The organism is Halobacillus sp. AWH4_228 (assembly GCF_056158365.1).
The window spans coordinates 1,008,533-1,032,418 of the sequence record NZ_JBSWTE010000001.1; the positions used below are offsets into that span (position 1 = coordinate 1,008,533).

The 23,886-nt window shown below is 49.7% G+C and carries 26 protein-coding genes; 24 read left to right on the forward strand and 2 right to left on the reverse strand.

The genetic code is table 11. The features are described from left to right. The first annotated feature begins 20 nt into the window (after window positions 1-20). From glpK to dhaM, 4 genes are all read left to right on the forward strand, one after another. Window positions 21-1,514, forward strand: coding sequence for a glycerol kinase GlpK (glpK, locus tag ACXADP_RS04920; protein ID WP_474970979.1), 1,494 nt, complete (start codon window positions 21-23; stop codon window positions 1,512-1,514). Window positions 1,515-1,576: 62 nt separating this feature from the next. Further along, complete coding sequence (gene dhaK / locus ACXADP_RS04925) at window positions 1,577-2,572, forward strand: dihydroxyacetone kinase subunit DhaK (protein ID WP_474970980.1); 996 nt, start codon at window positions 1,577-1,579, stop codon at window positions 2,570-2,572. 13 nt (window positions 2,573-2,585) lie between these two features. Beyond that, window positions 2,586-3,194, forward strand: coding sequence for a dihydroxyacetone kinase subunit DhaL (dhaL, locus tag ACXADP_RS04930; RefSeq protein ID WP_474970981.1), 609 nt, complete (start codon window positions 2,586-2,588; stop codon window positions 3,192-3,194). Continuing rightward, window positions 3,194-3,574: a dihydroxyacetone kinase phosphoryl donor subunit DhaM gene (gene dhaM / locus ACXADP_RS04935; protein WP_474969543.1), complete on the forward strand. Its 381-nt coding sequence runs from the start codon at window positions 3,194-3,196 to the stop codon at window positions 3,572-3,574. Before dhaL ends, dhaM begins: the two co-directional genes overlap by 1 nt. A gap of 175 nt (window positions 3,575-3,749) precedes the next feature. On the opposite strand, the gene ACXADP_RS04940 is transcribed toward dhaM, so the two are convergent. Then, window positions 3,750-4,121: a DUF948 domain-containing protein gene (locus ACXADP_RS04940; RefSeq protein ID WP_474969542.1), complete on the reverse strand. Its 372-nt coding sequence runs from the start codon at window positions 4,119-4,121 to the stop codon at window positions 3,750-3,752. Window positions 4,122-4,309: 188 nt separating this feature from the next. On the opposite strand from ACXADP_RS04940, the gene ACXADP_RS04945 reads away from it, so the two are divergent. Together ACXADP_RS04945 and ACXADP_RS04950 are read left to right on the forward strand one after the other, a co-directional pair. Then, a complete protein-coding gene (locus ACXADP_RS04945) occupies window positions 4,310-5,230 on the forward strand; it encodes an aminotransferase class IV (RefSeq protein WP_474970982.1) in 921 nt (306 codons plus the stop codon). Between the two features lie 261 nt (window positions 5,231-5,491). Beyond that, the gene (locus tag ACXADP_RS04950) at window positions 5,492-5,683 is read left to right on the forward strand and encodes a hypothetical protein (protein WP_474970983.1); all 192 of its coding nucleotides are present in this window, start codon (window positions 5,492-5,494) and stop codon (window positions 5,681-5,683) included. A 350-nt stretch (window positions 5,684-6,033) separates the two neighbouring features. Here ACXADP_RS04950 and ACXADP_RS04955 read toward each other — a convergent pair whose 3' ends face one another. Further along, entirely contained in the window at window positions 6,034-6,855 is an 822-nt protein-coding gene (locus tag ACXADP_RS04955) for an alpha/beta fold hydrolase (RefSeq protein ID WP_474970984.1), read from the reverse strand. 279 nt (window positions 6,856-7,134) lie between these two features. Between ACXADP_RS04955 and ACXADP_RS04960 the strand changes: the two genes are divergently transcribed. The 18 genes from ACXADP_RS04960 to ACXADP_RS05045 all read left to right on the forward strand — a co-directional run bounded on the left by ACXADP_RS04960 (window position 7,135) and on the right by ACXADP_RS05045 (window position 23,878). Then, a complete protein-coding gene (locus tag ACXADP_RS04960) occupies window positions 7,135-8,304 on the forward strand; it encodes an acyl-CoA dehydrogenase family protein (RefSeq protein WP_027954953.1) in 1,170 nt (389 codons plus the stop codon). A gap of 15 nt (window positions 8,305-8,319) precedes the next feature. Then, window positions 8,320-9,084: a 3-oxoacyl-ACP reductase FabG gene (fabG, locus tag ACXADP_RS04965; RefSeq protein ID WP_474970985.1), complete on the forward strand. Its 765-nt coding sequence runs from the start codon at window positions 8,320-8,322 to the stop codon at window positions 9,082-9,084. Window positions 9,085-9,103: 19 nt separating this feature from the next. After that, a complete protein-coding gene (locus ACXADP_RS04970) occupies window positions 9,104-9,538 on the forward strand; it encodes a MaoC family dehydratase N-terminal domain-containing protein (RefSeq protein WP_474969537.1) in 435 nt (144 codons plus the stop codon). Next, window positions 9,535-9,954 (forward strand): MaoC/PaaZ C-terminal domain-containing protein, encoded by a 420-nt coding sequence (locus tag ACXADP_RS04975; protein WP_474970986.1) that lies wholly within the window; start codon window positions 9,535-9,537, stop codon window positions 9,952-9,954. Before ACXADP_RS04970 ends, ACXADP_RS04975 begins: the two co-directional genes overlap by 4 nt. A 13-nt stretch (window positions 9,955-9,967) precedes the next feature. Beyond that, window positions 9,968-11,200: an acyl-CoA dehydrogenase gene (locus ACXADP_RS04980; protein WP_474970987.1), complete on the forward strand. Its 1,233-nt coding sequence runs from the start codon at window positions 9,968-9,970 to the stop codon at window positions 11,198-11,200. Then, complete coding sequence (locus tag ACXADP_RS04985) at window positions 11,187-11,960, forward strand: SDR family oxidoreductase (RefSeq protein ID WP_474970988.1); 774 nt, start codon at window positions 11,187-11,189, stop codon at window positions 11,958-11,960. Before ACXADP_RS04980 ends, ACXADP_RS04985 begins: the two co-directional genes overlap by 14 nt. A gap of 14 nt (window positions 11,961-11,974) precedes the next feature. Further along, window positions 11,975-13,150, forward strand: a complete 1,176-nt coding sequence (locus ACXADP_RS04990; protein WP_474970989.1) for a thiolase family protein — start codon at window positions 11,975-11,977, stop codon at window positions 13,148-13,150. A gap of 68 nt (window positions 13,151-13,218) precedes the next feature. After that, entirely contained in the window at window positions 13,219-13,788 is a 570-nt protein-coding gene (locus ACXADP_RS04995) for a TetR/AcrR family transcriptional regulator (protein ID WP_474969532.1), read from the forward strand. Between the two features lie 61 nt (window positions 13,789-13,849). Continuing rightward, on the forward strand, window positions 13,850-14,263 hold the full coding sequence (locus ACXADP_RS05000) for an acyl-CoA thioesterase (RefSeq protein WP_474970990.1): 414 nt from the start codon (window positions 13,850-13,852) through the stop codon (window positions 14,261-14,263). Continuing rightward, entirely contained in the window at window positions 14,260-15,021 is a 762-nt protein-coding gene (locus ACXADP_RS05005; RefSeq protein ID WP_474970991.1) for an SDR family NAD(P)-dependent oxidoreductase, read from the forward strand. Before ACXADP_RS05000 ends, ACXADP_RS05005 begins: the two co-directional genes overlap by 4 nt. A 46-nt stretch (window positions 15,022-15,067) precedes the next feature. Further along, window positions 15,068-16,747, forward strand: coding sequence for a long-chain fatty acid--CoA ligase (locus ACXADP_RS05010; protein WP_474969529.1), 1,680 nt, complete (start codon window positions 15,068-15,070; stop codon window positions 16,745-16,747). A gap of 64 nt (window positions 16,748-16,811) precedes the next feature. Beyond that, window positions 16,812-17,675 (forward strand): branched-chain amino acid ABC transporter permease, encoded by an 864-nt coding sequence (locus ACXADP_RS05015; protein ID WP_206933365.1) that lies wholly within the window; start codon window positions 16,812-16,814, stop codon window positions 17,673-17,675. Continuing rightward, window positions 17,676-18,698 (forward strand): branched-chain amino acid ABC transporter permease, encoded by a 1,023-nt coding sequence (locus tag ACXADP_RS05020; RefSeq protein ID WP_474969528.1) that lies wholly within the window; start codon window positions 17,676-17,678, stop codon window positions 18,696-18,698. 2 nt (window positions 18,699-18,700) lie between these two features. Beyond that, window positions 18,701-19,465, forward strand: a complete 765-nt coding sequence (locus tag ACXADP_RS05025) for an ABC transporter ATP-binding protein (protein WP_474969527.1) — start codon at window positions 18,701-18,703, stop codon at window positions 19,463-19,465. Beyond that, window positions 19,458-20,165 (forward strand): ABC transporter ATP-binding protein, encoded by a 708-nt coding sequence (locus tag ACXADP_RS05030; RefSeq protein ID WP_474970992.1) that lies wholly within the window; start codon window positions 19,458-19,460, stop codon window positions 20,163-20,165. The genes ACXADP_RS05025 and ACXADP_RS05030 overlap by 8 nt, the downstream gene beginning before the upstream one ends. A 60-nt stretch (window positions 20,166-20,225) precedes the next feature. Beyond that, window positions 20,226-21,449, forward strand: a complete 1,224-nt coding sequence (locus tag ACXADP_RS05035) for an ABC transporter substrate-binding protein (RefSeq protein ID WP_474970993.1) — start codon at window positions 20,226-20,228, stop codon at window positions 21,447-21,449. A gap of 76 nt (window positions 21,450-21,525) precedes the next feature. Then, the gene (locus tag ACXADP_RS05040; protein WP_474970994.1) at window positions 21,526-22,677 is read left to right on the forward strand and encodes an acyl-CoA dehydrogenase family protein; all 1,152 of its coding nucleotides are present in this window, start codon (window positions 21,526-21,528) and stop codon (window positions 22,675-22,677) included. 16 nt (window positions 22,678-22,693) lie between these two features. After that, window positions 22,694-23,878, forward strand: a complete 1,185-nt coding sequence (locus tag ACXADP_RS05045; protein ID WP_474970995.1) for a thiolase family protein — start codon at window positions 22,694-22,696, stop codon at window positions 23,876-23,878. Window positions 23,879-23,886: the final 8 nt, after the last annotated feature.

Below are 23,886 nucleotides of genomic sequence, written 5' to 3' on the forward strand. Positions count from 1 at the left end.
ACGAAAAGGAGAGGGTTTGAATGTCAGAACAGTATATCTTATCCATTGATCAGGGAACGACAAGCTCAAGAGCCATTCTTTTTAACAAAGCGGGTAACATCGTTGAAACCGGCCAGAAGGAATTTGAACAATTCTTCCCGAAGCCGGGCTGGGTGGAACATGATGCGAACGAAATCTGGACATCCGTTCTTGCCTGTATTGCGGATGTATTAAGAAAAGCGGATGTAGAGCCGTCCCAAATTGCCGGAATCGGCATTACCAACCAGCGTGAAACGGCAGTGGTGTGGGACCGGAATACCGGGAAACCGATCTATCATGCGGTCGTCTGGCAGTCCCGTCAGACCGAAGACATCTGTAAAGAGCTTCGTGCCGCCGGTCATAATGAGCTGTTCCGCAGTAAAACAGGTCTTCTGCTTGACCCGTACTTCTCGGGAACGAAAGTGAAGTGGATTCTTGATCATGTCGACGGAGCGAGAGAAAAAGCGGAGAATGGCGATCTTATGTTTGGAACGATCGACACATGGCTGGTTTATAAGCTTTCCGGTGGCAAAACGCACATTACCGATTATTCCAACGCTTCCCGTACATTGATGTACAACATCTATGACCTGCAGTGGGATGACGAACTGCTGGACATCCTTGGCGTACCAAAATCCATGCTGCCGGAAGTGAAGCCTTCTTCCGAAGTGTATGCGCAGACGGTTGATTATCATTTCTTCGGTCACGAAGTTCCGATCGCCGGTATAGCTGGAGATCAGCAGGCCGCTTTATTCGGACAAGCCTGCTTTGAAAAAGGCATGGCCAAAAATACTTATGGTACAGGCTGCTTTATGCTGATGAACACAGGTGAGGAAGGCGTCGCTTCTGAGCACGGTCTATTGACAACGCTTGCCTGGGGCTTGGACGGTAAAGTGGAATACGCGCTTGAAGGAAGTATTTTCGTTGCTGGTTCTGCCATTCAGTGGCTTCGCGACGGCCTGAAAATGATTGAAAGCGCACCGGAATCCGAAGGGTATGCCACGTCTGTAGAGTCTTCCGACGGCGTTTATCTTGTACCTGCCTTCGTTGGTCTTGGGACACCATACTGGGATAGTGATGCCCGTGGTGCGATGTTCGGATTGACACGTGGCACAACAAAAGCCCACTTCATCCGTGCCACACTTGAGTCCCTCGCTTATCAGACGAAAGATGTCCTGGACGCGATGATTGCTGACTCCGGCATTGATCTGAAATCCCTGCGCGTCGATGGGGGAGCCGTGAAGAACGATTTCCTTATGCAGTTCCAAAGTGACATCCTTGGTGTGCCTGTTGAGCGTCCAATTGTACAGGAAACAACAGCCCTTGGTGCTGCCTTCCTGGCAGGACTGGCTGTCGGCTACTGGAAAGACAAAGAGGAAATCAAACAGCACTCTGATAATGACCGTACATTTACAGGTCAGATGGGTGCTGATGAGCAGGAAGAGCTTTACAGCGGATGGAAGAAAGCTGTGGAAGCGACACGTAAATTCAAGTAATCAAATGAAGGGTACCTCTGATTATCAGAGGTGCCCATTCTTATAAAGTGAGGGGATAATCGATGAAAAAATTAGTCAACGATCCAAATCTTGTGATTACAGAAATGCTTGATGGGTTTGTCGCTGCTCATGCTTCGACCGTGAAGAGAGTGGAGGATACAACCGTTGTGGCGAGGAAAAATGCACCCGTGTCCGGAAAAGTCGGTATCGTCAGTGGGGGCGGAAGCGGTCATGAACCGGCCCACGCCGGTTATGTCGGGGAAGGCATGCTGGATGCTGCTGTTTCCGGTGAAGTATTCACATCGCCCACCCCTGACCAGGTCTTCGAAGCGATCAAAGCTGTGGACAGCGGAAAAGGCGTGCTGCTCGTTATTAAAAACTACAGCGGTGATGTGATGAACTTTGAAATGGCTGCTGAACTCGCCGAAGCCGAAGGGATTCAAGTGGATCAAGTCGTCGTTAATGACGATGTTGCCGTCGAAGACAGTTCTTTTACAACGGGCCGGCGTGGAGTCGCAGGAACGGTTTTCGTTCATAAACTGGCAGGCGCATTGGCTGAGACGGGAGCATCCCTTGAAGAAGTGAAGCAGACGGCTGAAAAAGTGGTTCAACACGTACGCACGATGGGTGTCGCACTACGTCCATGCATCATGCCGTCTTCGGGGGAAGAAAGCTTTGAACTTGGCGATAAGGAAATCGAAATGGGAATCGGCATCCACGGCGAACCGGGCATTGAGAAAAAGCCGCTCGTCACCGCAGACGAGATCACATCCGAGATGGTTGAACGCATTCTTCCTGAACTCAAATTGAACGAAAACGACGAAGTCGCCGTCATGGTGAACGGCATGGGAGCGACACCGGAAATGGAACTTTACATCGTGAACCGTAAAGTACATGAACTTCTGGCCGAGAAGAATGTCACCGTTTCTCATACGTTCGTAGGGGAATATATGACATCTCTTGAAATGGCCGGATGTTCGATTACGGTTCTGAAAGTGGACGACCAATTGAAAGAACTGCTGGATGCCCCTAGTCAAGCACCGGCTTTCCGTATATAAAGGAGTGTTTCAGATGAATGTCAATCAAACGGCAGCATGGATTACACACTACAATCAGCATCTCCAGGATCAAAAAGACTACCTAACTTCCCTGGACAGGAAGATTGGTGACGGTGATCACGGAATCAATATGGCAAGAGGATTCGCTGAAGCTGCCAAGGCAGTGGAGGCAGAAACGTTTGAGACATCAGCAGACGTGTTGAACAAGGCCGCTGTGACGGTGATGTCCAAGGTTGGCGGAGCTTCGGGCCCGTTATATGGGACAGCCTTATTGAAAATGTCCATGGCGGCTAAAGGGAAAGACATCGAAGGCAATGTTTTTGCGGACATGTTTGAAGCCGCGATTGACGGAATCAAACAGCGGGGAAAAGCAGAAACCGGAGAAAAAACGATGCTCGATGTGTGGGTTCCTGTTCTTGAGGAAGTGAAGAGCCGCGGATTTGATGCAGCGAATGTGGAAGAAGCCGCTCAGAAGGCCATGGAAGCGACGAAGGATTTAACCGCTACCAAAGGGAGAGCCTCCTACTTGAAAGAGCGCTCCAAAGGGCATCTGGACCCTGGTGCTGTATCCTCCTATTACTTATTTGCGAGCCTTTCTGAGGCGCTGAAGGAGGAAGGCTGATGACTGTAGGAATTCTATTAGTCTCACACAGTGAGAAGGTTGCGGAAGGTGTGAAAGATCTTATTCATCAGGTTGTCGGTGATCTTCCAATCGAAGCCGCCGGGGGCACGGATGAGGGAGAACTTGGGACAAGCTTTGAAAAGATACAGACCGCTTTGGAAAAGGTCACAGAAAAAGCGGAAAGCACGGTCGTCTTTTATGATCTCGGCAGTGCGCGGATGAATGCCGAAATGGCTATTGAAGTCACAGAGTCCGATCAGATCAAACTTGTCTCCCACCCGATTTTGGAAGGGGCTTATCTTGCCGCTGTTGAAGCAAGTATAGATAAAAGTCTGGAAGAGATTCTGGACTCGCTTGAAAAAGAATTTGGAAAATCGTAATCAAAAAACCACGCCGGTTCGGCGTGGTTTTTTTGTATGGATGAAAATGGTGGATGGACTTGGTCTTCCTGATCACTTTGGAAAATCCAAAAACCGGCGATGAGCAGCACGTGATACGGCTCCCATTTGACTTCTTATCATATCCATAGATGTATAGGCAGCGATATAGTTTTGCTTACTTCAATTTAATTTGTACCGGCTTGCTTTTTTGTTTATCTTTTGAATCATTTGTTTTCCTGTTTTCCTTTTGCAGGGCCGTTCGTTTTATTGAACTTGTGACATCATGTATCATATCGCCCATATCGTGAACGGAATCAATTAAGGGATCAACGGCTTCCATTTTCCCTTTTACATCAGTTGAAATTTTGTTAGCTTCATGGATCAGTTCTTCAGCCTCATCTGTAATGCTGTTGACTGATTTTCGAGCGTCAGACAGCGTCTCTTTAGTTTCCGTAAGTGTTGCCATAAGTTTTCGTAAAGTGAAAATTAAAAAGATGACGAGACAAATAAACCCGACCGCTGCAATGGTAACACTCCACTCAATCATTAAAACCACCTCCCTTCTTCTCTCTAAATCTATGGAAGGGAAGGCTCGGACATTCCAGTGAACGGGAAGGTAGCTGCAATTGCTGATACACCATTATAAACTGGATACGCACCAACAGCAGGCAGCCATGTTCGTTTGTATAGTCGCGCAGCATCATGGCATATAGTGATAGGAAGGGAGTGGATTCAATGGCCGTAATGTTTGATAAAGACCACTTTGTCGATGATCGTTTGCTGAGTGTTAGTGTGAAGAATAAAGGTTTGAATTATGGCCTGGGTTGTATAAATGGTATCCGAGCTTTTTGGAATTCCGGCCAAGAACAATTATCATTATTCCGACTAAACGATCATTTAAAGAGATTTGAGCAGTCTGGTGAGAGTTTGTTTATTAAAATCCCCTATTCCATAGAAGAATTATCGTACATCATAAAAAAGATGCTGATCATCAACCGGGTGACTCAGGATGTTTATATACGTCCGATTTGTTTTAAAGACAGCAATACCTTACGTCCCGACCTGAGAGATCCGTTTAATCATCTGGCTGTCTACATGGATGAATCAGAATACAAGTCTGAACCTTCCTTTAAGGTGGCGGTTTCTTCCTGGACGAGAATAGGAGGCAATATGATTCCTCCTCAAGCGAAGACGACCGCTGGTTATATGAATTCGGGATTAGCGATACTTGAAGCATCTTTGAATGGATATGATGAGGCCGTCTTTTTAACAAAAGAAGGAAATGTGAGCGAAGGGGCTACGGAAAATATTTTCATCGTTAAAGGAAATGAAGTCTTCACTCCCCCTTTATCTGATGACATTCTTCCGGGAGTCACTCGTAATACAGTAGCGGAAATACTGGAGAGAGAGTTGAAGTTACCGCTGTATGAAAAGAGTTTGGCAAGATTTCAATTATACGATGCGGATGAAATTTTCTTTACGGGAACGGCTGTTGGAATTAAGCCGGTAGTTGAAGTTGATCGAAGAGTCATAGGGCAAGGGAAGCCGGGAAAGGTTACGTTGGAAATTCAGCACGTATACAATCGGATGGTCCGGGGAAACTGCCGTCTTATCTTCATTACTGTACTTCTGTCTATTAAATTCGGGAAAACGTAGTCTACATGAAAAATATCGCTCAGGATCCTGTAGTCCCCTTTGATGATTTTACTACATCTTCATTTTAGAGTTGGTGTTAAATAACAAGATAATCAATGAGCTTCTATTCTCCTAAGTCTCCGATGAAAGTATCACGTCCTCTTTTTTTCCTTCGTTTACTCTTATTTAACGCTCTTCTCTATCTTCCGTGACAGCGATAAGAGGCTTCTGGTTTCAAGGGGGGGAAGTAAGGATATGGAAAAGGAGGGAGGGCATTTTTATATGAAAGTATTGGTGATTGCCTGCGTCATGCTTGGCATCTTAGTCGTCCAGATTATCAGTTTCTTCTATCCAAGTTGGAAAGAGTTAAAAGAAGCCCCCTTTTCCGATGGGAAAAATAGAGGGTTTGGTTGGCTGGGATTCGGCATACTGCTTCTTATGATTATCTTAAGCCAGCTTATTCTTCCAATATAGTTACCCGCTTTATAACAGTCACCCAGAACCTAAACTCCGGGGGGTGTATTTTCTCTCCTCGTTTGAAAATGAACGCCTCTGGCTGGGCTCTCCCTCCTCTTCACCTATATGCTCCCTGCCTTGAAGGAAGTAGTCTTATTCTACTACGATAAGTATGTTTTCCTGCTCCTCTGTTTTACCAAAACAACTAGTCAAAACCCCATGTACATAAATGAAGAAATATCCTTCAATCGTATTGTTAGTCTCCAGGTAAGGAACGATTCCGACAGGTTGGCAAGGTGTCATTTTTGTGTCATGACACCTTGCCGCTGTATTTCTATCTTATTTTTGGAAGTTGAGGATGATGTTCTTTAAGAGCGGAGCCTTCTGCCGGTCTCATGATCCGGCGCCTCCGTCTCAGCCCCTTTAGACTTCATAAACGACAACGAATATTGGTTGAACGTGTGGGGAGCATCCAGGTTTACGACGTGTCCGGATCCCTTCACTTCAATAAAGTCAGCGTTAGGGAGCCCTGAGATATCCTCCAGCACATGATCGATGAACATATGATCTCCTTCGCCCATCATGTAAAGCTTCGGGACATGAGCGGATGGCTCGGCGGCTTCTGTGAACGTCCCTCTGACGGTCGGAGCGATGTCATACCAGCCGAGGAATTCGTTTCTTTTCATTTGGGCCGCCTCTTTAATAAACGAATTTCTGGATTCCTGATGATTTTTACGTGGCATAAGGATGTGAGCAAATATCGTATACAGCCACATGTGCGGCACAAACTTTTTGACCATGCTGCCGATCAGCAGCAACAGCTTGGGAAGTGGTGTAATTTTCGTAATCACTCCGCCAAGGACAGCCGTTTCGACACGATTGGGAGCAATGGCAAGGATTTGATGGACAACGACGGCCCCCAATGATATTCCCACCATATGAGCTTTGTGAATACCGATATCATCGAGGACATCGACAACATCCCGGGCTCCCCGCGTAAATGAAAAATCGTCAACGTCAAGAACGCTTGGAGATTTTTTATGTCCTCTTAAATGCACGGCGACCACATTAAAATGATTTCGATAGCTTTTAATCTGAGGGAAGAAGATATTTGCACTTCCCCCGATACCGTGAATTAAAAATACGTACTCTTTATTTGGGTCATTACCGAAAATCTTATATTCTAACAAATATTTTTCTCCTGTCTATAAAAAAATTCCTTTAGAATATTTATAACATATTGTGTACCATTATTGTTTAAATCTCTGAATTCTTCAGCACATTCCTTGGACCCTGTTATCCTAAGCTTTTATCCCTGGTGGAGAAGGAGAGGGGTCTGCCTTTGTATGGATAATTTTTGCAGTAATTTTCGGAAAGGTGTTGTATTTTGAGAAAATTTAAAATAATATAAAAAGTAACATACCCACCGGTAGGTATGTGGACTCTCAGTGAGGAAAGAGGTTGATCACATGCATTTACGCTTGACCGATGAACAGGAAATGGTAAGAAAAACCATTCGTAAATTTGTGGAAAAGGAACTAATACCTCTGGAAAACGATGTGCTTCGTAATGAACGGGAAGGAAAGCCGAGCCTTCCGGAAGGGAAGATGGAAGAACTTCAACAGAAGGCGAAGGAAGCGGGCTTCTGGGGGATCAATACCCCGGCTGACTATGGCGGCGCAGATTTAGGGCAGATGATGCTGGCCATCGTTCAAATGGAAGTTGCACGAACGTTTGTGCCTTTCCAGTTTGGCGGTTCTGCCGACAATATTCTCTATTACGGAAATGAGAAACAGAAGGAAACGTACTTAATCCCGACGATTCAGGGAGAGAAGAAATCCTGTTTTGCGATGACAGAACCGGGAGCCGGGTCGGATACGAGGAACCTTCGGACAACAGCGGTGAAGGATGGCAGTGACTGGGTGATCAATGGAGAGAAAACATTCATCACCGGTGGAAATGAAGCAGACTTTGTCATGGTCATTGCGGTAACCAACAAAGAGCTTCATCAAGAATCGAATGGACGAAAAGGGGTGACCTGTTTCATTGCAGATCGTTCGATGGGCTGGGAATCTGAGTACATCCATACGATGGGCGAATGGGGTCCGGCGGCTCTCATTTTTGATAACGTCCGGGTTCCGGAGGAAAATATCCTTGGTGAGATCGATCATGGGTATGATCTCGGCCTTGAATGGATCGGGTTTGCCCGCTGGATCGTGGGAGCACGCGCGGTTGGTGCAGCAGAGCGTCTGCTGAACATGGCCATCGATTATGCGAACGAACGCGAAACCTTCGGAAAGCCGATTGGGGAGCGGCAGGCGATTCAATGGCAGATTGCGGATTCCGCTGTGGAGGTGGAAGCAGCGAAGTGGCTCGTATTAAACGCGGCCTTTACGTTGGACCAGGGAGAGGATAACCGGCACTACGCATCGATGGCGAAGCTGTACGGAGCGAACATGGGCAACAATGTGATCGACCGTGTTCTACAGATTCACGGCGGTATGGGCTATACGCGGGAACTGCCGATTGAACGGTGGTACAGGGAAGCAAGGCTGTGGCGGATTTATGACGGGACAGACGAGATTCAACGGTTGATCATATCCAGAAATCTATTAAAAGGCCATGTGAAGATTGGTTGATGGAGGAGGTATACGATGAGGGAGAGATTTAAAGACAGGACAGCCTTTATCACCGGTGGGAGCCGTGGTATCGGAAAAGGTATAGCCTGCCATTTCGCAGAAAACGGAGCGAAGGTGGCCGTTATTGACGTCAATGAGGAAGCGCTTCAGGAACTGGAGGCAGAATTCCGTGACGAAGGCTTTGAAGTCTTCTGCCAAAAAGCGGATGTGACACAGTACAAAGAAGTCGAAAAGGCTGTAAAGGAGACCCACGAGCGGTTTGGATCGGTCGATATTCTGATTAACAACGCCGGTGTCATCCGTGACAATATGCTCTACAAAATGACAGATGAGGACTGGGATACCGTAATGGATGTCCATTTAAAAGGGTCCTTTCATGCAGCCAGAGCCGTTCAGTCGTATATGGTGGAACAGAAGTACGGCCGAATCGTGAACATTTCCTCGACCTCTGCGCTCGGAAACCGTGGTCAGGCGAACTATGCCACCGCTAAAGCCGGTCTGCAGGGATTTACGAAGACGCTGGCGATTGAGCTTGGGAAATACGGCGTGACCGCCAACGCGGTAGCCCCCGGATTCATTGAAACCGATATGACGAAAGCGACAGCTGCCCGGATCGGGATTACTTTTGATGAGCTTGTCCAGGCTAGTGTGGCTCAGATTCCTGTCGGGCGGAGCGGAAAGCCGGAGGATATAGCAAATACGGCAGCTTTCTTTGCGGATGAAGCTTCATCTTTTGTCAACGGCCAGGTCATCTACGTCGCAGGTGGACCAAGAACGTAACAAAAAAGGAGAGGTGTCCGTGTTTAAAGAAACGGTAGGAAAAAAATCGACGCCGGTAAAGAACGTCGTTGAACGTGGGGCAGTGAAGAAGTTCGCAGAAGCCATCGGGGATCCGCATCCGTTGTTTATCGATGAAGAAGCGGTGCAGCGAAATATTGCTCCGCCTACCTTTCCGCGGGTGTTTGAATATGGGGGGATCGAAGGACTCCACCTCCCTGAAAAAGGATTGATTCACGGGGAGCAGCATTATCACTACAGCCGCCCTCTCTATGTGGGGGAAGATGTTTATTGTTACGCCCAGGTGGACGATTATTATGAGCGGAGCGGACGGAGCGGCGAGATGGGGTTTCTTAAAGTGAAGCGGTATGGCGAAGATATTGACGGCCGGCTCATTTTTTCAGAAGAACAGGTTGTGATCATTACGGAAGCGGTCAGAAAGGGGATGAACGTATGAACCCAATGGACGGCGTCCAGCCCGGAGATAAGCTGAAGACGGTGACGCTTCCGGCTGTAACAAGACTTGATTTAATCAAATATGCCGGGGCATCCGGGGATTATAATCCGATTCATACGGTTGATGAAGAAGCAGAAAAAGCAGGGCTCCCCGGCGTGATTGCGCATGGGATGTGGACGATGGGAAGTCTTGCCAAGCTGTTCACTCCTTTTTATGAAGATGGATTTATCCAGGATTATTCCATCCGCTTTCAGGGGATGGTGTTTGTCGGCGACGTCCTGACCCTGCATGCGGATGTCGTCAGTCACGAGGAATCCATGATTACATTTGATGTCTATGCGAGAAACCAGCAGGAAAAAGATGTGATTCGTGGAAATGTGGTATTCAGGAAGCATTTAGAAACTTCAGCTACATAAAGGGGGAAAAGCGATGTATTTTGAGCATTCTGAGAAAGTGATAAAGCTGCAGGAGAAGCTGACGACGTTCATGGAAAAACACATTTACCCGAATGAAGCCTTGTATGAGGAGCAGTTGAAAAAGGAAGACCGCTTTTCTGAAGTTCCACCGATCATGGAGGAATTGAAAACGAGGGCAAAAGAAGAGGGATTGTGGAACTTATTTCTCCCCGAAAGTGAATACGGGGCCGGCCTTACAAACATGGAATACGCGCCGCTGTGTGAGATCATGGGACGTTCGGCCATTGCACCGGAAGTCTTCAACTGCGCCGCACCGGATACAGGCAATATGGAAGTACTCGTACGCTATGGGACAGAGGAACAGAAAAAGCAGTGGCTGGAGCCTTTGCTGCGCGGGGAAATCCGTTCCTGCTTTTCAATGACAGAGCCGGATGTCGCTTCTTCCGATGCTACAAACGTGCAGACGAGCATCACGAAAGTCGGAGATGAATACGTCATTAATGGGACGAAATGGTGGTCGTCAGGTGCCGGTGATCCCCGCTGTAAAATCAGTATCGTGATGGGGAAAAACGATCCGGATGCGGCAAGGCATGAACAGCAGTCGATGATCCTTGTACCACTGGATTCCGAAGGCGTTACGATAAAGCGCTTACTTCCCGTCTTCGGCTATGATCATGCCCCACATGGGCACGCGGAAATTGAATTCAAGGATGTCCGTGTACCGGCCTCCAACCTTCTGTGGGACGAAGGTAAAGGATTTGCTATCGCCCAGGGCCGGCTTGGACCGGGGCGGATTCATCACTGCATGCGTACGATCGGCGCAGCAGAACGGGCGCTCGAGCTGATGTGCGAACGTGTGAAAAGCAGGCAGGCTTTTGGAAAACCGCTGGCTGACCAAGGGGTGGTCCGTGAGTGGATTGCAGATTCCCGGATTGATATTGAACAAGCCCGCCTGCTTACATTAAAAGCGGCCTACATGATGGATACGGTCGGCAACAAGGAAGCTAAATCTGAAATCGCCATGATTAAGGTGGTGGCCCCGAACATGGCGTTGAAAGTCATTGACCGCGCCATCCAGGCCTTCGGAGCGGCTGGTGTGAGCGGAGATTTTGAACTGGCGGCCAACTGGGCCAACATTCGTACGTTACGGCTGGCGGACGGGCCTGATGAAGTTCACCGCCGGGCAATCGCCAAGTATGAGCTGGCGAAAGACTATGCAAGGAGCATGGTCCATGCACGCCAGTGAGCTGTTTAATCTCACGGGTCAGGTAGCGGTCGTTACAGGTGGTGGGCGCGGTCTTGGCAGACAGATGGCTCAAGGCCTGGCTGAGTCAGGCGCGCATGTGGTCGTCTGCTCCAGAAAGTATGAGCCCTGCCTGGATGTGAGTGAGCAGCTGAAGGAGCACGGTGTGGATGCTCTTGCATTCGCTTGTGATGTCACCGACCCGGATTCCATCCAGGACGTCGTAGACAAAACCGTCGACCACTTCGGAAAAATTGATATTCTCGTCAACAACAGTGGAGCCACTTGGGGCGCTCCTGTCGAGGACATGCCGCTGAGTGCGTGGCAGAAGGTATTCCAAGTGAATGTGACCGGCACCTTTCTCATGTCCCAGGCGGTCGGCCGTGTGATGCTGAAGCAGGGAGAAGGAGCAATCATTAATATCTCTTCTGTGGCAGGCATGAAAGGATCGGATCCGGAGTATATGGATACGATCGGCTACAATTCCAGCAAGGGTGCCGTTTTAACCTTTACTAAGGATCTGGCGGTGAAATGGGGGCCGAGGGGCATCCGCGTCAATGCCATTGCGCCGGGATTTTTCCCGACGAAAATGTCGGAAGTGCTTATGGAGCGGAGCGGTGAGGCGTTCTTGAAGAATACCCCGCTCCGGAAGTTCGGCAGTGAAGATGACTTGAAAGGTGCGGTGATTTTCCTAAGTTCGAAAGCATCAAAGCATATCACAGGGGATGTGATTATCATTGATGGTGGATCACATGCGATGTGAAAAGGAGGAAGAATATGAGTGATCGAGAGGCTGTCATCGTTTCAGCCGTCCGGACAGCGATAGGCAGGCAGGGCGGAGCACTGGCTTCTGTTCCTGCCCACTTTCTTGGGGCCGAAGTCATCAAAGAAGCGGTGAAGCGTTCGGGTGTACAGGCAGACAGAATTGAAGATGTCATTTTTGGTAACGTGCTGAGTGGTGGCGGGAACATTGCGAGACTGTCAGCCCTGCAGTCCGGGTTATCGATGGAGCTTCCCGGCCTGACGGTGGACCGGCAGTGTGGATCAGGATTGAATGCGATCCATCTGGCTGCCCAGGCCATTGAAGCGGGACATGGAGAAGTGTATGTCGCAGGAGGAACGGAAAGTATGAGCCGGGCGCCGTACTTGATGGACAAGCCTGAGCGTGCCTACCATCCGGCTCCACCGAAATTCAGAGGATCGCAGCTTTCACCTGAGGAAATCGGGGATCCACCGATGGGGATGACAGCCGAAAACCTGGTGGAAAACTACCAGATCTCCAGAGAGGATCAGGATCAGTTCGCCCAGGCGAGTCAGGAACGGATGGCGGCTGCTGTGGAAGCCGGACGTTTTACCGAGCAGATCGTCCCCCTTCATATTCCGGTGAAAAAAGGAGAGCCGGTCGTATTTGATAAAGATGAGCACCCGCGCCCGAACTCTACGCTTGAGGGCATGGCGAAGCTTCCACCGGCTTTTCGGAAAGAAGGGTCCGTGACGGCAGCCAACAGCTCGGGCTTGAATGATGCGGCCTCAGCTCTCACAATCATGTCGCGGGCCAAAGCGGAGGAAATGGGAGCTTCTCCTATGGCTGAAGTCCTCGGCTGTACGGTCGCAGGTGTAGATCCGAACATGATGGGAATCGGCCCGGTGCCGGCTGTGAAGAAGGTCCTGAAGAAAACGGGATTATCCTTGGAAGATATGGACGTGATTGAAATCAATGAGGCGTTCGCGGCCCAGGTATTAGCCTGCCAGGCGGAACTGGACATGGATATGGATAAGGTGAATGTGAACGGCGGAGCCATAGCCCACGGTCATCCGCTAGGCGCTACCGGGGCGATCCTTGCAGTAAAAGCCATTTATGAACTGCAGCGTCAGAAAGCCTCTTACGCGCTGGTGATGGCTTGTATCGGCGGCGGGCAGGGGATCGCTATGATTTTGGAACGTTCGAAATAAGGTCTCTTTCATAAAAAACGGGGATGTTATAATAAAATCACTTCCCAACATGAAAGGACACGGTATCTATGAAACAGGAAATCATTCAAACAAGTATTCATTTATTTGATAAAAAAGGCTTCACCGAAACGTCTCTCCAGGAAATCGTCGAGGAGATCGGCGTGACAAAAGGAACATTTTATTACTACTTTAAAAATAAACAGGAGCTGCTGACGGATATCCATCTGGATTTCATTGAATTCCTGCTCGGAAACCAGCAGAAAATCTTAAACGACACCAATCAGGATTCCAAGGACAAACTGCGTTCGATGATTTTCATGGTGCTGGACAGCATCAAGTACAGGAAAAAGAGCGCACGGATCTTTTTCCGTGAAATACGCAACCTCGGCCCTGATTATTTAGAACAGATTGTAGAAAAAAGGGACCAGTTCCGCGTCAACCTCCAACAGCTGGTGGAAGAAGGAATCGAAAAGGGGGATTTCCAAAGCAGTCTGGATCCGAATATGGTGACAAGAGGCATCCTTGGGATGACGAACTGGAGCTATTACTGGTTTGACCCGGACCGGGAAGTGTCGGCCGAAGAACTGACGAACATTTACTTGTCGATGATCTTGAATGGAATCAGCTCCAAGGAATGACAAGCCTTTTTCATAAGGCTTCGACATTCACATACTGACTGGTAGGAATGGATGGTGTGAGATGATTTATAAAAGCGTGGTAGGAATCAGGTTTTCTGAAACGGATATGGCCGGTCACGTGAATAACACGAGTTATTTCATCTATTTGGAGGAAGCGCGGGGAAAGTTTTTTCGCGACTTGTTTCAAGAACAGGAGGATACGCTCGGCCGGTTTATCCTCGCGTCAACGAAGTGTGACTTCATCAGTCAGGCCTACTTCGGACAGCACCTGCTTATAGAAACGACGATCTCAAAAATTGGAACTTCCAGCTTTACATTTGCCCACCGCGTTTATGTAGAAGGCACCGACCAGCTTGTAGCTGCATCGGAAGCGGTGGTTGTCCATTTCAATTATGAAAGGCAGAAAAGCGAAGCCCTCCCGCCGGAATGGCGGGTGATGCTTGAGGATTACGTAAAAAAGGGGGTGAACCTTTGAGTCGTTTTACAAACAAAGTGGCCGTTGTAACAGGAGCGGGCAGTGGGATCGGGGAGCAGACAGCCAAAAAACTTGCCCTTGAAGGAGCGTCTGTCGTCCTTGTCGGGCGTACAAAGGAAAAACTGGAGCGGGTGGCCGCTGACATTCTGGAAAACGAAGGGGCAGAGGTCTTTGTTTTCCAAGCGGATGTGAAAAGCGAGAATCAAGTAGCCGGACTTGCTTCCTTCGTCGAAGAAACGTTTGGGGATCTGCATATCCTTGTGAACAATGCGGGAACATCGGGCAATGCGACGATTATGGAACTGGGTGCTGATGAATGGGACAGGATTCAGGAAACGAATATCAAAAGTGTGTTTCTGACCTCCAAGGCGCTTGGGAAAATTATGATGGAAGGTTCGGATGGTGCACGGTCCATCATCAATGTGGCATCCCTGTCCGGCCATAAGGCAGGAGCAAAAATCCCGCACTACAGCTCATCGAAAGCGGCGGTGATTCATTTCACACGTTCTCTTGCTCTTGAATTTGCTGAAAAAGGGATCCGCGTCAATTCCGTATCACCGGGATTCGCTGAAACCCCGATGACGGCGGATGGTCTGAAGAACAAACGCTTTGAAGAGGCTGTCAATCGCAATACAGCGCTTGGAAGAGTCGGACAGCCGGAGGAAATCGCCAGCGTCATCTGTTTTGCTGCGTCCGATGAAGCCTCATACATGACAGGTTCAGATCTTCTTGTTGATGGAGGCTGGCTCATAAAGTAGTCTGTCTGAATTTTTGGTAACGCTTACATTAAAGAGGAGTGATCTCATGCTGACCAAGCATTATGATTTCTGGCCGACGTTAACGAAGACACTCACGATTCCTGAAACGACACTCTACGATAACCTGCGTATATCCGCCGAGCGCTATCCAACCCATGAAGCGATCCGCTATTATGGAACGGGTCTTTCCTACGGGGAATTGAAGGAACAGGTAGACAGCCTGGCCGGATACCTTCAGGTCCATTTGGACGTGGACAAGGGAGATAAAGTCTTGTTGTTCATGCAGAATTCTCCGCAGTTCATTATCGGGTATTATGCCATTTTACGAGCGGGAGCGGTCGTTGTACCGATCAATCCGATGCTGAAGACGAACGAACTGGAGTTTTATGTGAAAGACGGGGCCATCAAACATGCCCTTGCTGGACAGGAACTGATGGATGTCGTCGAACCGCTCTTGGAATCGTCGTCCCTGTCATCCATTGTAGCCGCGGCCTACTCTGATTATGTGAAGGAATCCGGCAGCGTGGAGCTACCGCCGGAAGTGTCGGCTGCTAAACAAGTGTATACCGAGGAGGCCGTTCACGTATGGTCGGAAGCTCTTGCTCTGCATGTGCCTGCCAGAGACGTCGCTGCGAGTGTCGATGATCTCGCTGTCATGCCGTATACGTCAGGGACGACCGGACTTCCAAAAGGCTGTATGCATACGCACCGGACCGTCCAGGCGAATACACTCGGTGCCTATTACTGGTCACGCGTGACGATGGATGCCCGCTCCCTCGGGACGCTTCCCCTGTTCCACGTCACTGGTATGGTCCACAGCATGCATATGCCGATTTACAGTGGAAGCACGATGGTGCTTATGACACGTTGGAACAGGGAAACCGCCCGGCAGCTGCTGAGCAGCGAGCAGTGTACTCACTGGGTGACGATCAGTACGATGCTTGTGGATTTTCTGGCGAACCCTGAACTGCAGGCGGAGGACATGGCTTCTCTTCATGGCATATCCGGAGGCGGTGCTGCTTTTCCGAAGGCACTTGGCGAAAAATTGTACAAGCTGACAGGTCTTGAATTTGTGGAAGGATACGGGCTTTCAGAAACGATTGCCCAGACCCACTTCAATCCACAGGAGCGGCCGAAAATGCAGTGCCTCGGCATTCCTTCCTTTGATGTCGATGCGAGAATCATCGACCCCGGGACTCTTGAGGAAATGGGCGCCGGGGAGATTGGTGAAATTGTCGTGCATGGCCCCCAGGTGATGACCGGCTATTACAACCGGGAGGATGAAAACGAGCATGCGTTTATCCATATCGATGGGAAATCCTTTTTCAGAACGGGAGATATTGGACGCTTTGACGAAGAGGGCTACTTTTTCATGGTCGATCGTTTGAAGCGGATGATCAACGCTTCCGGCTACAACGTATGGCCGACAGAAGTCGAGTCTGCGCTCTACGATCATCCAGCAGTCCAGCAGGCGTGTGTCGTCGGGGTTCCTGATCCAAGAAAAGGAGAGGAAATCAAAGCTTTTGTCATTTTGAATGACGGCTTTGAGGGAGAGATCACGGAAGATGCGATCATTTCCTGGGCCAAAGAAAAGATGGCTGCCTATAAGTATCCACGCAAGGTGGAATTTGTCGAGGCATTCCCGATGACCAACAGCGGGAAAATCCTCTGGCGCAAGCTTCAGGAACAGGAAAGGCAGAAGGCAGAAACCGGACCACTGGAATAATAACACCCGGTCCCGGTAAATCCGGGGCCGGCCGCTTTTAAATTGAAGGTAAAGGGGACGTTCCATGGATATCTTCATTCAGCAGGTGTTTAATGGTTTGACGATTGGAAGTGTCTACAGTCTGGTGGCGCTTGGTCTGACACTTGTGTACGGCATCCTTCACATTCCGAACTTTGCCCATGGCGCATTATACATGCTGGGTGCGTACATAACCTTGACGATGATGCTTTTGTGGGGGATCCATTACTGGATTGCGATGGCTGTTTCGGTTCTTGTTGTCGGTCTGCTTGGAGTGTTAATGGACAGACTGGTGTTTCATCCCCTTCGTAATGCACCGCCGATCCATGACAAAATTGCGGCCATCGGTATTTTATTGTTTCTTGAAGCCTTTGCCCAGCTGATCTGGGGAGCGGACTACCGTACAATGGAAACGCCATATGGTCAGGTCGTCAACCTTTTCGGAATGACCGCAACGACGCAGCGTGTCCTGATTAATATCGGAGCTGTCGTCGTCATGATTCTGCTTTACTTGTTTTTGAAAAAGACGTACACAGGCTCCACGATCATTGCTATGGCACAGAACCGCGAAGGGGCCAGTTTAGTGGGCATCAACACAAGCCGGGTCGCCATGCTGACGTTCATGCTGTCCGGGGGCCTCGCCGCTGTTGCTGCTTCTTTATCCGCACCCATCAACCTTGTGTTTCCCGGTATGGGGCATCTCGTCATTCTGAAAGCTTTCGTCATTATTATCCTTGGGGGGATGGGCAGCGTACCCGGAGCTATTTTAGGCGGGTACATTCTAGGGTTTACCGAAAGCCTTGGAGCCACGTACATCTCGAATGACTACAAGGATATCATTGCCTTCTTAATGCTTGTGATCATTCTGTCGATCAAGCCTAAAGGATTGTTTTCAAGGGAGGGCTTTTAATTGGTCTCACTTCTGAAAAACAGAGGATGGATCATGGGGTTTATCGCTGCCGGCGTTCTATTTCCCTTTGTTCTGCCCAACGCTTATTTTCTGCATATTTTAACGCTCGCCTTTATTTGGATGATTGCCGTATACGGTCTGAATCTACTGGCCGGCTACACCGGTTATTTGTCCCTGGCCCATGCTGGATTTTTTGCCGTCGGTGCGTACGGGTTGGGATTGTTGACGGTCAAGACAGGTATGAACTACTGGTTCGCGCTCCTCCTGGCCTGCCTGATCACTAGTGCGGTCGGTTTGATCGTCGGTCTCGTAGCTCTAAGAACGAGAGAGCACTTCTTTGCCATCTATACGCTTTGTGTCGGATACATCATCTACCTCATCATCGACAAATGGGACAGCCTTACCGGCGGTGTGCGCGGGTTGATCGGCATCCCTGAACCTTCCAATATCGGACCCATATCCTTCCAGACGCCGATTTCTCAATACTATTTAATTTTTGCTTTTCTTCTGTTCACGATTCTGGTTATGTACCGGATCGTCCATTCCTTGACCGGCCGGACGTTTATAGCGATCCGCAACAGTGAAGACCTGGCACGCACGCTCGGCATATCCACGATGAAAAATAAGCTGATGGCTTTTGTCCTCTCGGCGTTTTTCGCCGGCCTTGCCGGGGCTCTGTATGCTTCGTTCATCCGCTTCATTGGTCCGGACATTGGTTACATTACGATTATTTTTGATCTGCTGACCTATCTGCTGGTCGGCGGTATCGGAACACTCGCAGGTCCCATCGTAGGAACCTTCCTCATTGTCGCCTTGTCTCAGTCGCTGCAGTTTCTTCAGGATTACCGGATGCTCATCTTCGGCCCGCTCTTAACCTTATTGATTATTTTTTATCCGCGGGGAATTGTTGGAGCCTATCATGACTGGCGTTTGAAACGGAATCCTGCTCAGCGGAGGCGTCCGCAGAAAGAGCAGGAGTACTTTGAGACAGAAGAATCGGAGAAACAGGTGAAGGAGGGATGAGCATGTTGATGGAGACAAAAAAGCTGACGAAGCAGTTTGGTGGTCTCACGGCTGTCAATGACGTGGATTTTACGATTGAAAAAGGGAAGATCAATGCGATCATCGGACCGAACGGTGCTGGAAAGTCCACCTTTTTCAATCTGCTGAGTGGTACGTACACCCCTTCCGCTGGTCAGGTGTTTTATAAAGGACAGGAGATTACGAAACGGCCGCCGGAAAGAATCGCAAGGCTTGGCGTTGCCCGGACGTTTCAGACGACGCATTTGTTTGAAGAATCCACCGTGCTCGATAACGTGATTGTCGGTCACCGCCTCCGGACGTCATCAAATTTATGGGATGCCGTTTTCCGCACGAAGCGTTTCAAATTTGAAGAAAAGAAATGCCGGGATAAAGCGATGGAAGTGCTGGATTTCGTCGAGCTCACCCATGTCATGGACGAGCCGGCCGGAAGCATCACCCAGGAGGAGAAGAAGCGGGTGGCCTTTGCCCTTGCTCTGGCCACTAATCCCGAAGTCGTCTTCCTGGATGAACCGACAGCAGGTATCAACCCCGGGGAAACCGCAGGGCTGGCCTCACTGATGGAAAAAATGGTGCAGCGGGGCATTACCGTCTGCTTGATTGAGCACAAAATGAAAATGATCATGAAGCTGGCGGACAAAATCATGGTTTTGAATTATGGTGAGAAAATTGCTGAAGGGACGGCCGAGGAAATCATGAATAACCAAGCGGTCATCGAAGCTTACTTAGGGGGCGGTGCGAGTGCTTGAGTTAACCGATGTGTCGATACGATATGGATCCTTTACCGCTGTAGAAAACATCAATATTCACGTAGGAAAGGGAGAACTCGTCGTTCTGCTCGGTTCCAACGGTGCAGGAAAAAGTTCGACGTTTAACACGATCAGCGGACTGCAGAAACCGAGTGACGGAACCATTCTTTTCGAGGACCGCCCGATTCAAGGGGCTGGACCTGATAAAATCGTCCGTTCAGGCATAGTCCAGTGCGCTGAAGACCGGAAGCTCTTTCCGCAGATGACGGTCAAGGAAAACCTTGTAATGGGAGGCTATGTGCACCGGAGGAAGCGGAAGCAGGTGAATCAGTCTTTGCAGGATGTTTTTGAACTGTTCCCGATATTACAGGAGAAAAAAGATCAGCCCGCCGGCTCCTTAAGCGGAGGCCAGCAGCAGATGCTTGCCATCGGGCGGGCACTCATGGCTCAACCGAAGCTGCTGCTGCTGGATGAGCCATCCATCGGCCTCGCTCCGCTGATTGTCGAGCAGATGTTCGAAGTGATTCAGAAAATTAATCAAGACGGGACGACGGTCCTGCTTGCCGAGCAGAATGCGTTTGCGGCCTTGAAGATTGCCCACCGAGGCTATGTCTTTGAAAGTGGATGGGTCGTTGTAGAAGGGACAGCGGAAGAACTGCTGGCAAATGATACGGTCCGGAAAGCTTATATCGGGGCCTGATGGCAGCGTTCCGCTTTTGTCCGGTCTGCACCAAACATTTCATATCTAGGGGGATCTTTTATGAAAATGATCAAAGATTCAGCTGTTTTCCTATTGGCCGTCCTGCTTCTGCTTCTCGCTGGCTGTATTGATAACCCATCGAACCAGTCCGCAAGCGGGGGAGGCAGTGAAGCTGAATCCGAAGCACCGGAAGTCGAAGAGGGAGAAGAAGTCGTCAGTATCGGATACAGTGGTCCATTGAGCGGTCCCGCTGCCTATTACGGCGAGCGTACATTAAACGGACTCAAGCTTGCTGTTGATGAAATCAACAATAATGGCGGCTTTGACATTGATGAGCAGACATACAAGTTCAACCTCGTGTCGCTGGATGACAAGTATCTGCCGAATGAAACCGCAGCGAATGCGAAACGCCTGATTCAGGAAAACGACACACCGGTCGTATTTTCCCCCCACAGCGGCGGAATCAAGGCGATGCAGGTATTTAATGAACAGGAGAACTTCTTGATTGGGGCGTATACGAGTGAACCTGCCGTTACCGCTGAAGGAAACAAGTTAACCGTACGGGTACCTCCAAGCTATGATGGTTACCTTAAACCATTTACATCCTATGCGATGGAAAACCACGGCATGAAGCTTGCGGCCCTGCCAACAGCCTCCCAGTATGGGAAGGACTGGACAGAAGCGATTGTACCTTACTGGGAAGAACAAGGCGGAGAAGTGGTGTACAATTCTTCGATCGATTTTTCCAAGGATACCGACTTTTTCACGCTTGTGACCAACGCCTTGAAGGAAGATCCCGACGTTTTGTTCATTGGAGGCCCATCTGAACCGACTGCTAAAGTAGCGAAGCAGGCACGGGAGCTTGGTTTCGAAGGCGGGTTTATGATTATGGACCAGGCTAAACTGGATGAGATGGAGGCGGTTACCGGATCGTATGAATCACTGGAAGGGTCCGTCGGGGTTCTGCCACTGGCCAATTCCGAATACCCGGGAACGCCCGCTTTTATCGAAAAATATAAAGAGGAGCACAATGAAGTGCCGGGATCTGAAGCAGGGTACCATTATGTAGCGATGAACATTTTGATGGAAGCGATGAAGGCGGCAGGCAGCGTCGATGATCCGAAAGCCATCCGTGACCATATACAGGACGGCCTTGATGCCCTGCCGGAAGAAAAAGAAGTGTACACCATTGAAGAAATCGGGGAAGATGGCGGTTTTGCTACGGATTTAAGCATTGCTGCTGTGGAAAATGGTGAAATCGTAACGATTGAAGTCAACGATTGATGGTACCGGACAACCTGGCGGTGATTCCTACAGCATCGCCGGGTTTCTTTTTTCAAGGAGGAAGGAGAGGCGAAAGATGGACTTTCAACTGGACGATCAGACGACAGCGTTGAAAAAGAGTGTCAGAGCTTTTGTACAGTCAGAAGTGGAAGCGGCTGCCGCCGTCATTGAAAAGGAAGACCATATTCCTGAAGCGATTATGAAAATGTCCCGAGACCTCGGATTGTTCGGATTAAGCATCCCGGAGGAATACGGCGGATTAGGCATTTCAATGGTCGGAAAATGTGCCTTGTATGAGGAAATCGGAGCGACCCACAACGGATATACAACAGTGATCGGCGCACATACAGGCATTGGCAGCGTAGGGATTGTCGAGCTTGGAACCCAGGAGCAGAAAGCCAAGTATCTGCCCCGGATGGCAGCGGGGACATCGCTGGGCGCTTTTGCCCTGACCGAGCCTGGAGCAGGATCCAATGCCAGTGCTTTAAAGACGACGGCGGTGAAACAAGGCGACCGCTATATTCTAAACGGAACGAAGCATTACATTACGAATGCGACGGTTGCGGATGTGTTTACAGTTATGGCCGTTACCGATCCGGAAAAAGGGGCGAAGGGGATCACATCGTTCATTGTAGAAAAGGATTTTCCCGGCTTCAAGGTCGGAGCTGTGGAACCGAAAATGGGCCTGCACGGCTCCCAATCAGCCGAAATCATTCTCGAAGATTGTGAAGTTCCGGAAGAAAATGTGCTCGGAAAAGAAGGGGAAGGGTATGTGAATGCCTTGAAGATTCTTGCCAACGGCAGGGCTGGTCTTGCTGCAAGGAACCTGGGCTCCTGTCAGAAACTGCTCGACATGTCGATGCAGTATGTGGAGGAGCGGCAGCAGTTCGAGGTCCCGATTATCGAGCACCAGGCGGTCGCCCATATGATATCGGAAATGGCAGTGGAAATCGAAGCGCTCCGTTCCTTTACGTACCGGGTGGCATGGATGGTGGATCAAGGAAAAAAGGTCATTAAAGAAGCCGCCATGCTGAAGCTTTATGGATCGGAAGTGTATAACCGCGTGGCGGATAAGGCGGTTCAGGTGCACGGAGGGATCGGCTATATCTCAGATTATCCGGTAGAACGCTTTTACAGAGATGCGAGGATTACAAGGATTTATGAAGGGACTTCAGAGATTCAAAAAAATATCATAGCCGGGCAGCTGCGGAAGGAATATGCCCGTTGATGGAAGGAGGGCGCTCATGAACGAAGAAATCGTTATCGTCAGTGCTGTGCGGACGCCTGTCGGCCGGTATGGCGGTTCGCTGAGGAATGAATCTTCCGGGCATCTCGCATCTCAGGCGATCAAAGGTGCCATATCCGCGGCCGGGCTGAAGGGCGACGATATCAGCGAAGTGATTCTTGGAGAAGTCCGGCAGACGACAGAAGCTTCGAACGTGGCCCGTGTGGCTTCTTTGAGAGCAGGAATTCCTGAATCATCCCCGGCATATACGATCAATCGGTTGTGTGCATCCGGTCTGGAAGCGATCGCTTCTGGTGTCCAGCAGATTGCTTTTCAACAGGCAGATATTGTAGTAGCCGGCGGCACAGAGAGTATGAGCCGCGCACCCCTGTATTTAAGACAGGCAAGGTTTGGGGAAGGAGACCCTGTCTTAGTAGACTCCCATAAGGAAGCCGGTCAGCAGCCAAAAGAAATTTATGGGCCTGACCTCGGGATGGGTATAACCGCTGAAAATGTCGCCGAACGCTATGGCATCTCAAGAGAAGATCAGGATGTATTTGCGCTTGAGAGCCAGCGGCGTGCTGCTGCTGCGTTGGAGGCAGGGTTTTTTTCAGACGAAGTAATCCCTTATGAAGTGAAAGGTAGAAAAGGGATTCAAACGATCAAGATTGATGAGCACCTACGTCCGGAAACGACAAAGGAAAAGCTGGCTTCTCTACGTCCGGTATTTAAGGAGAATGGGACGGTGACAGCCGGGAATGCCTGCGGCCGCAATGACGGAGCGGCTGCTGTGGTCATGATGACGAGGCGGAAAGCAGAGGAAATGGGATGTGTCCCCCTTGTCAAAATCACGGACTGGGCGGTGGCCGGTGTCTCCCCGGAAGTCATGGGAATTGGTCCTGTACCCGCTGTCCAAAAGCTGATGGACCGCACAGCCTTGAGTCTGAAGGATATCAGGTTGATAGAGTTGAATGAAGCTTTTGCTGCTCAGGCACTTGCCGTTATCCGGGAGCTGGAAGTGGATTCCGATATCGTGAACGTCAGTGGCGGAGCGATTGCCCTCGGTCACCCGGTCGGGGCAAGTGGGACGCGGATCGTGACAACGCTGATTCATGAAATGAAGCGGAGAAAGGAAAGATATGGACTTGCCACGTTGTGCGCGGGTGGCGGTCAGGGCATGGCGATGCTGTTGGAACGTGCTTAAGGAAGGAA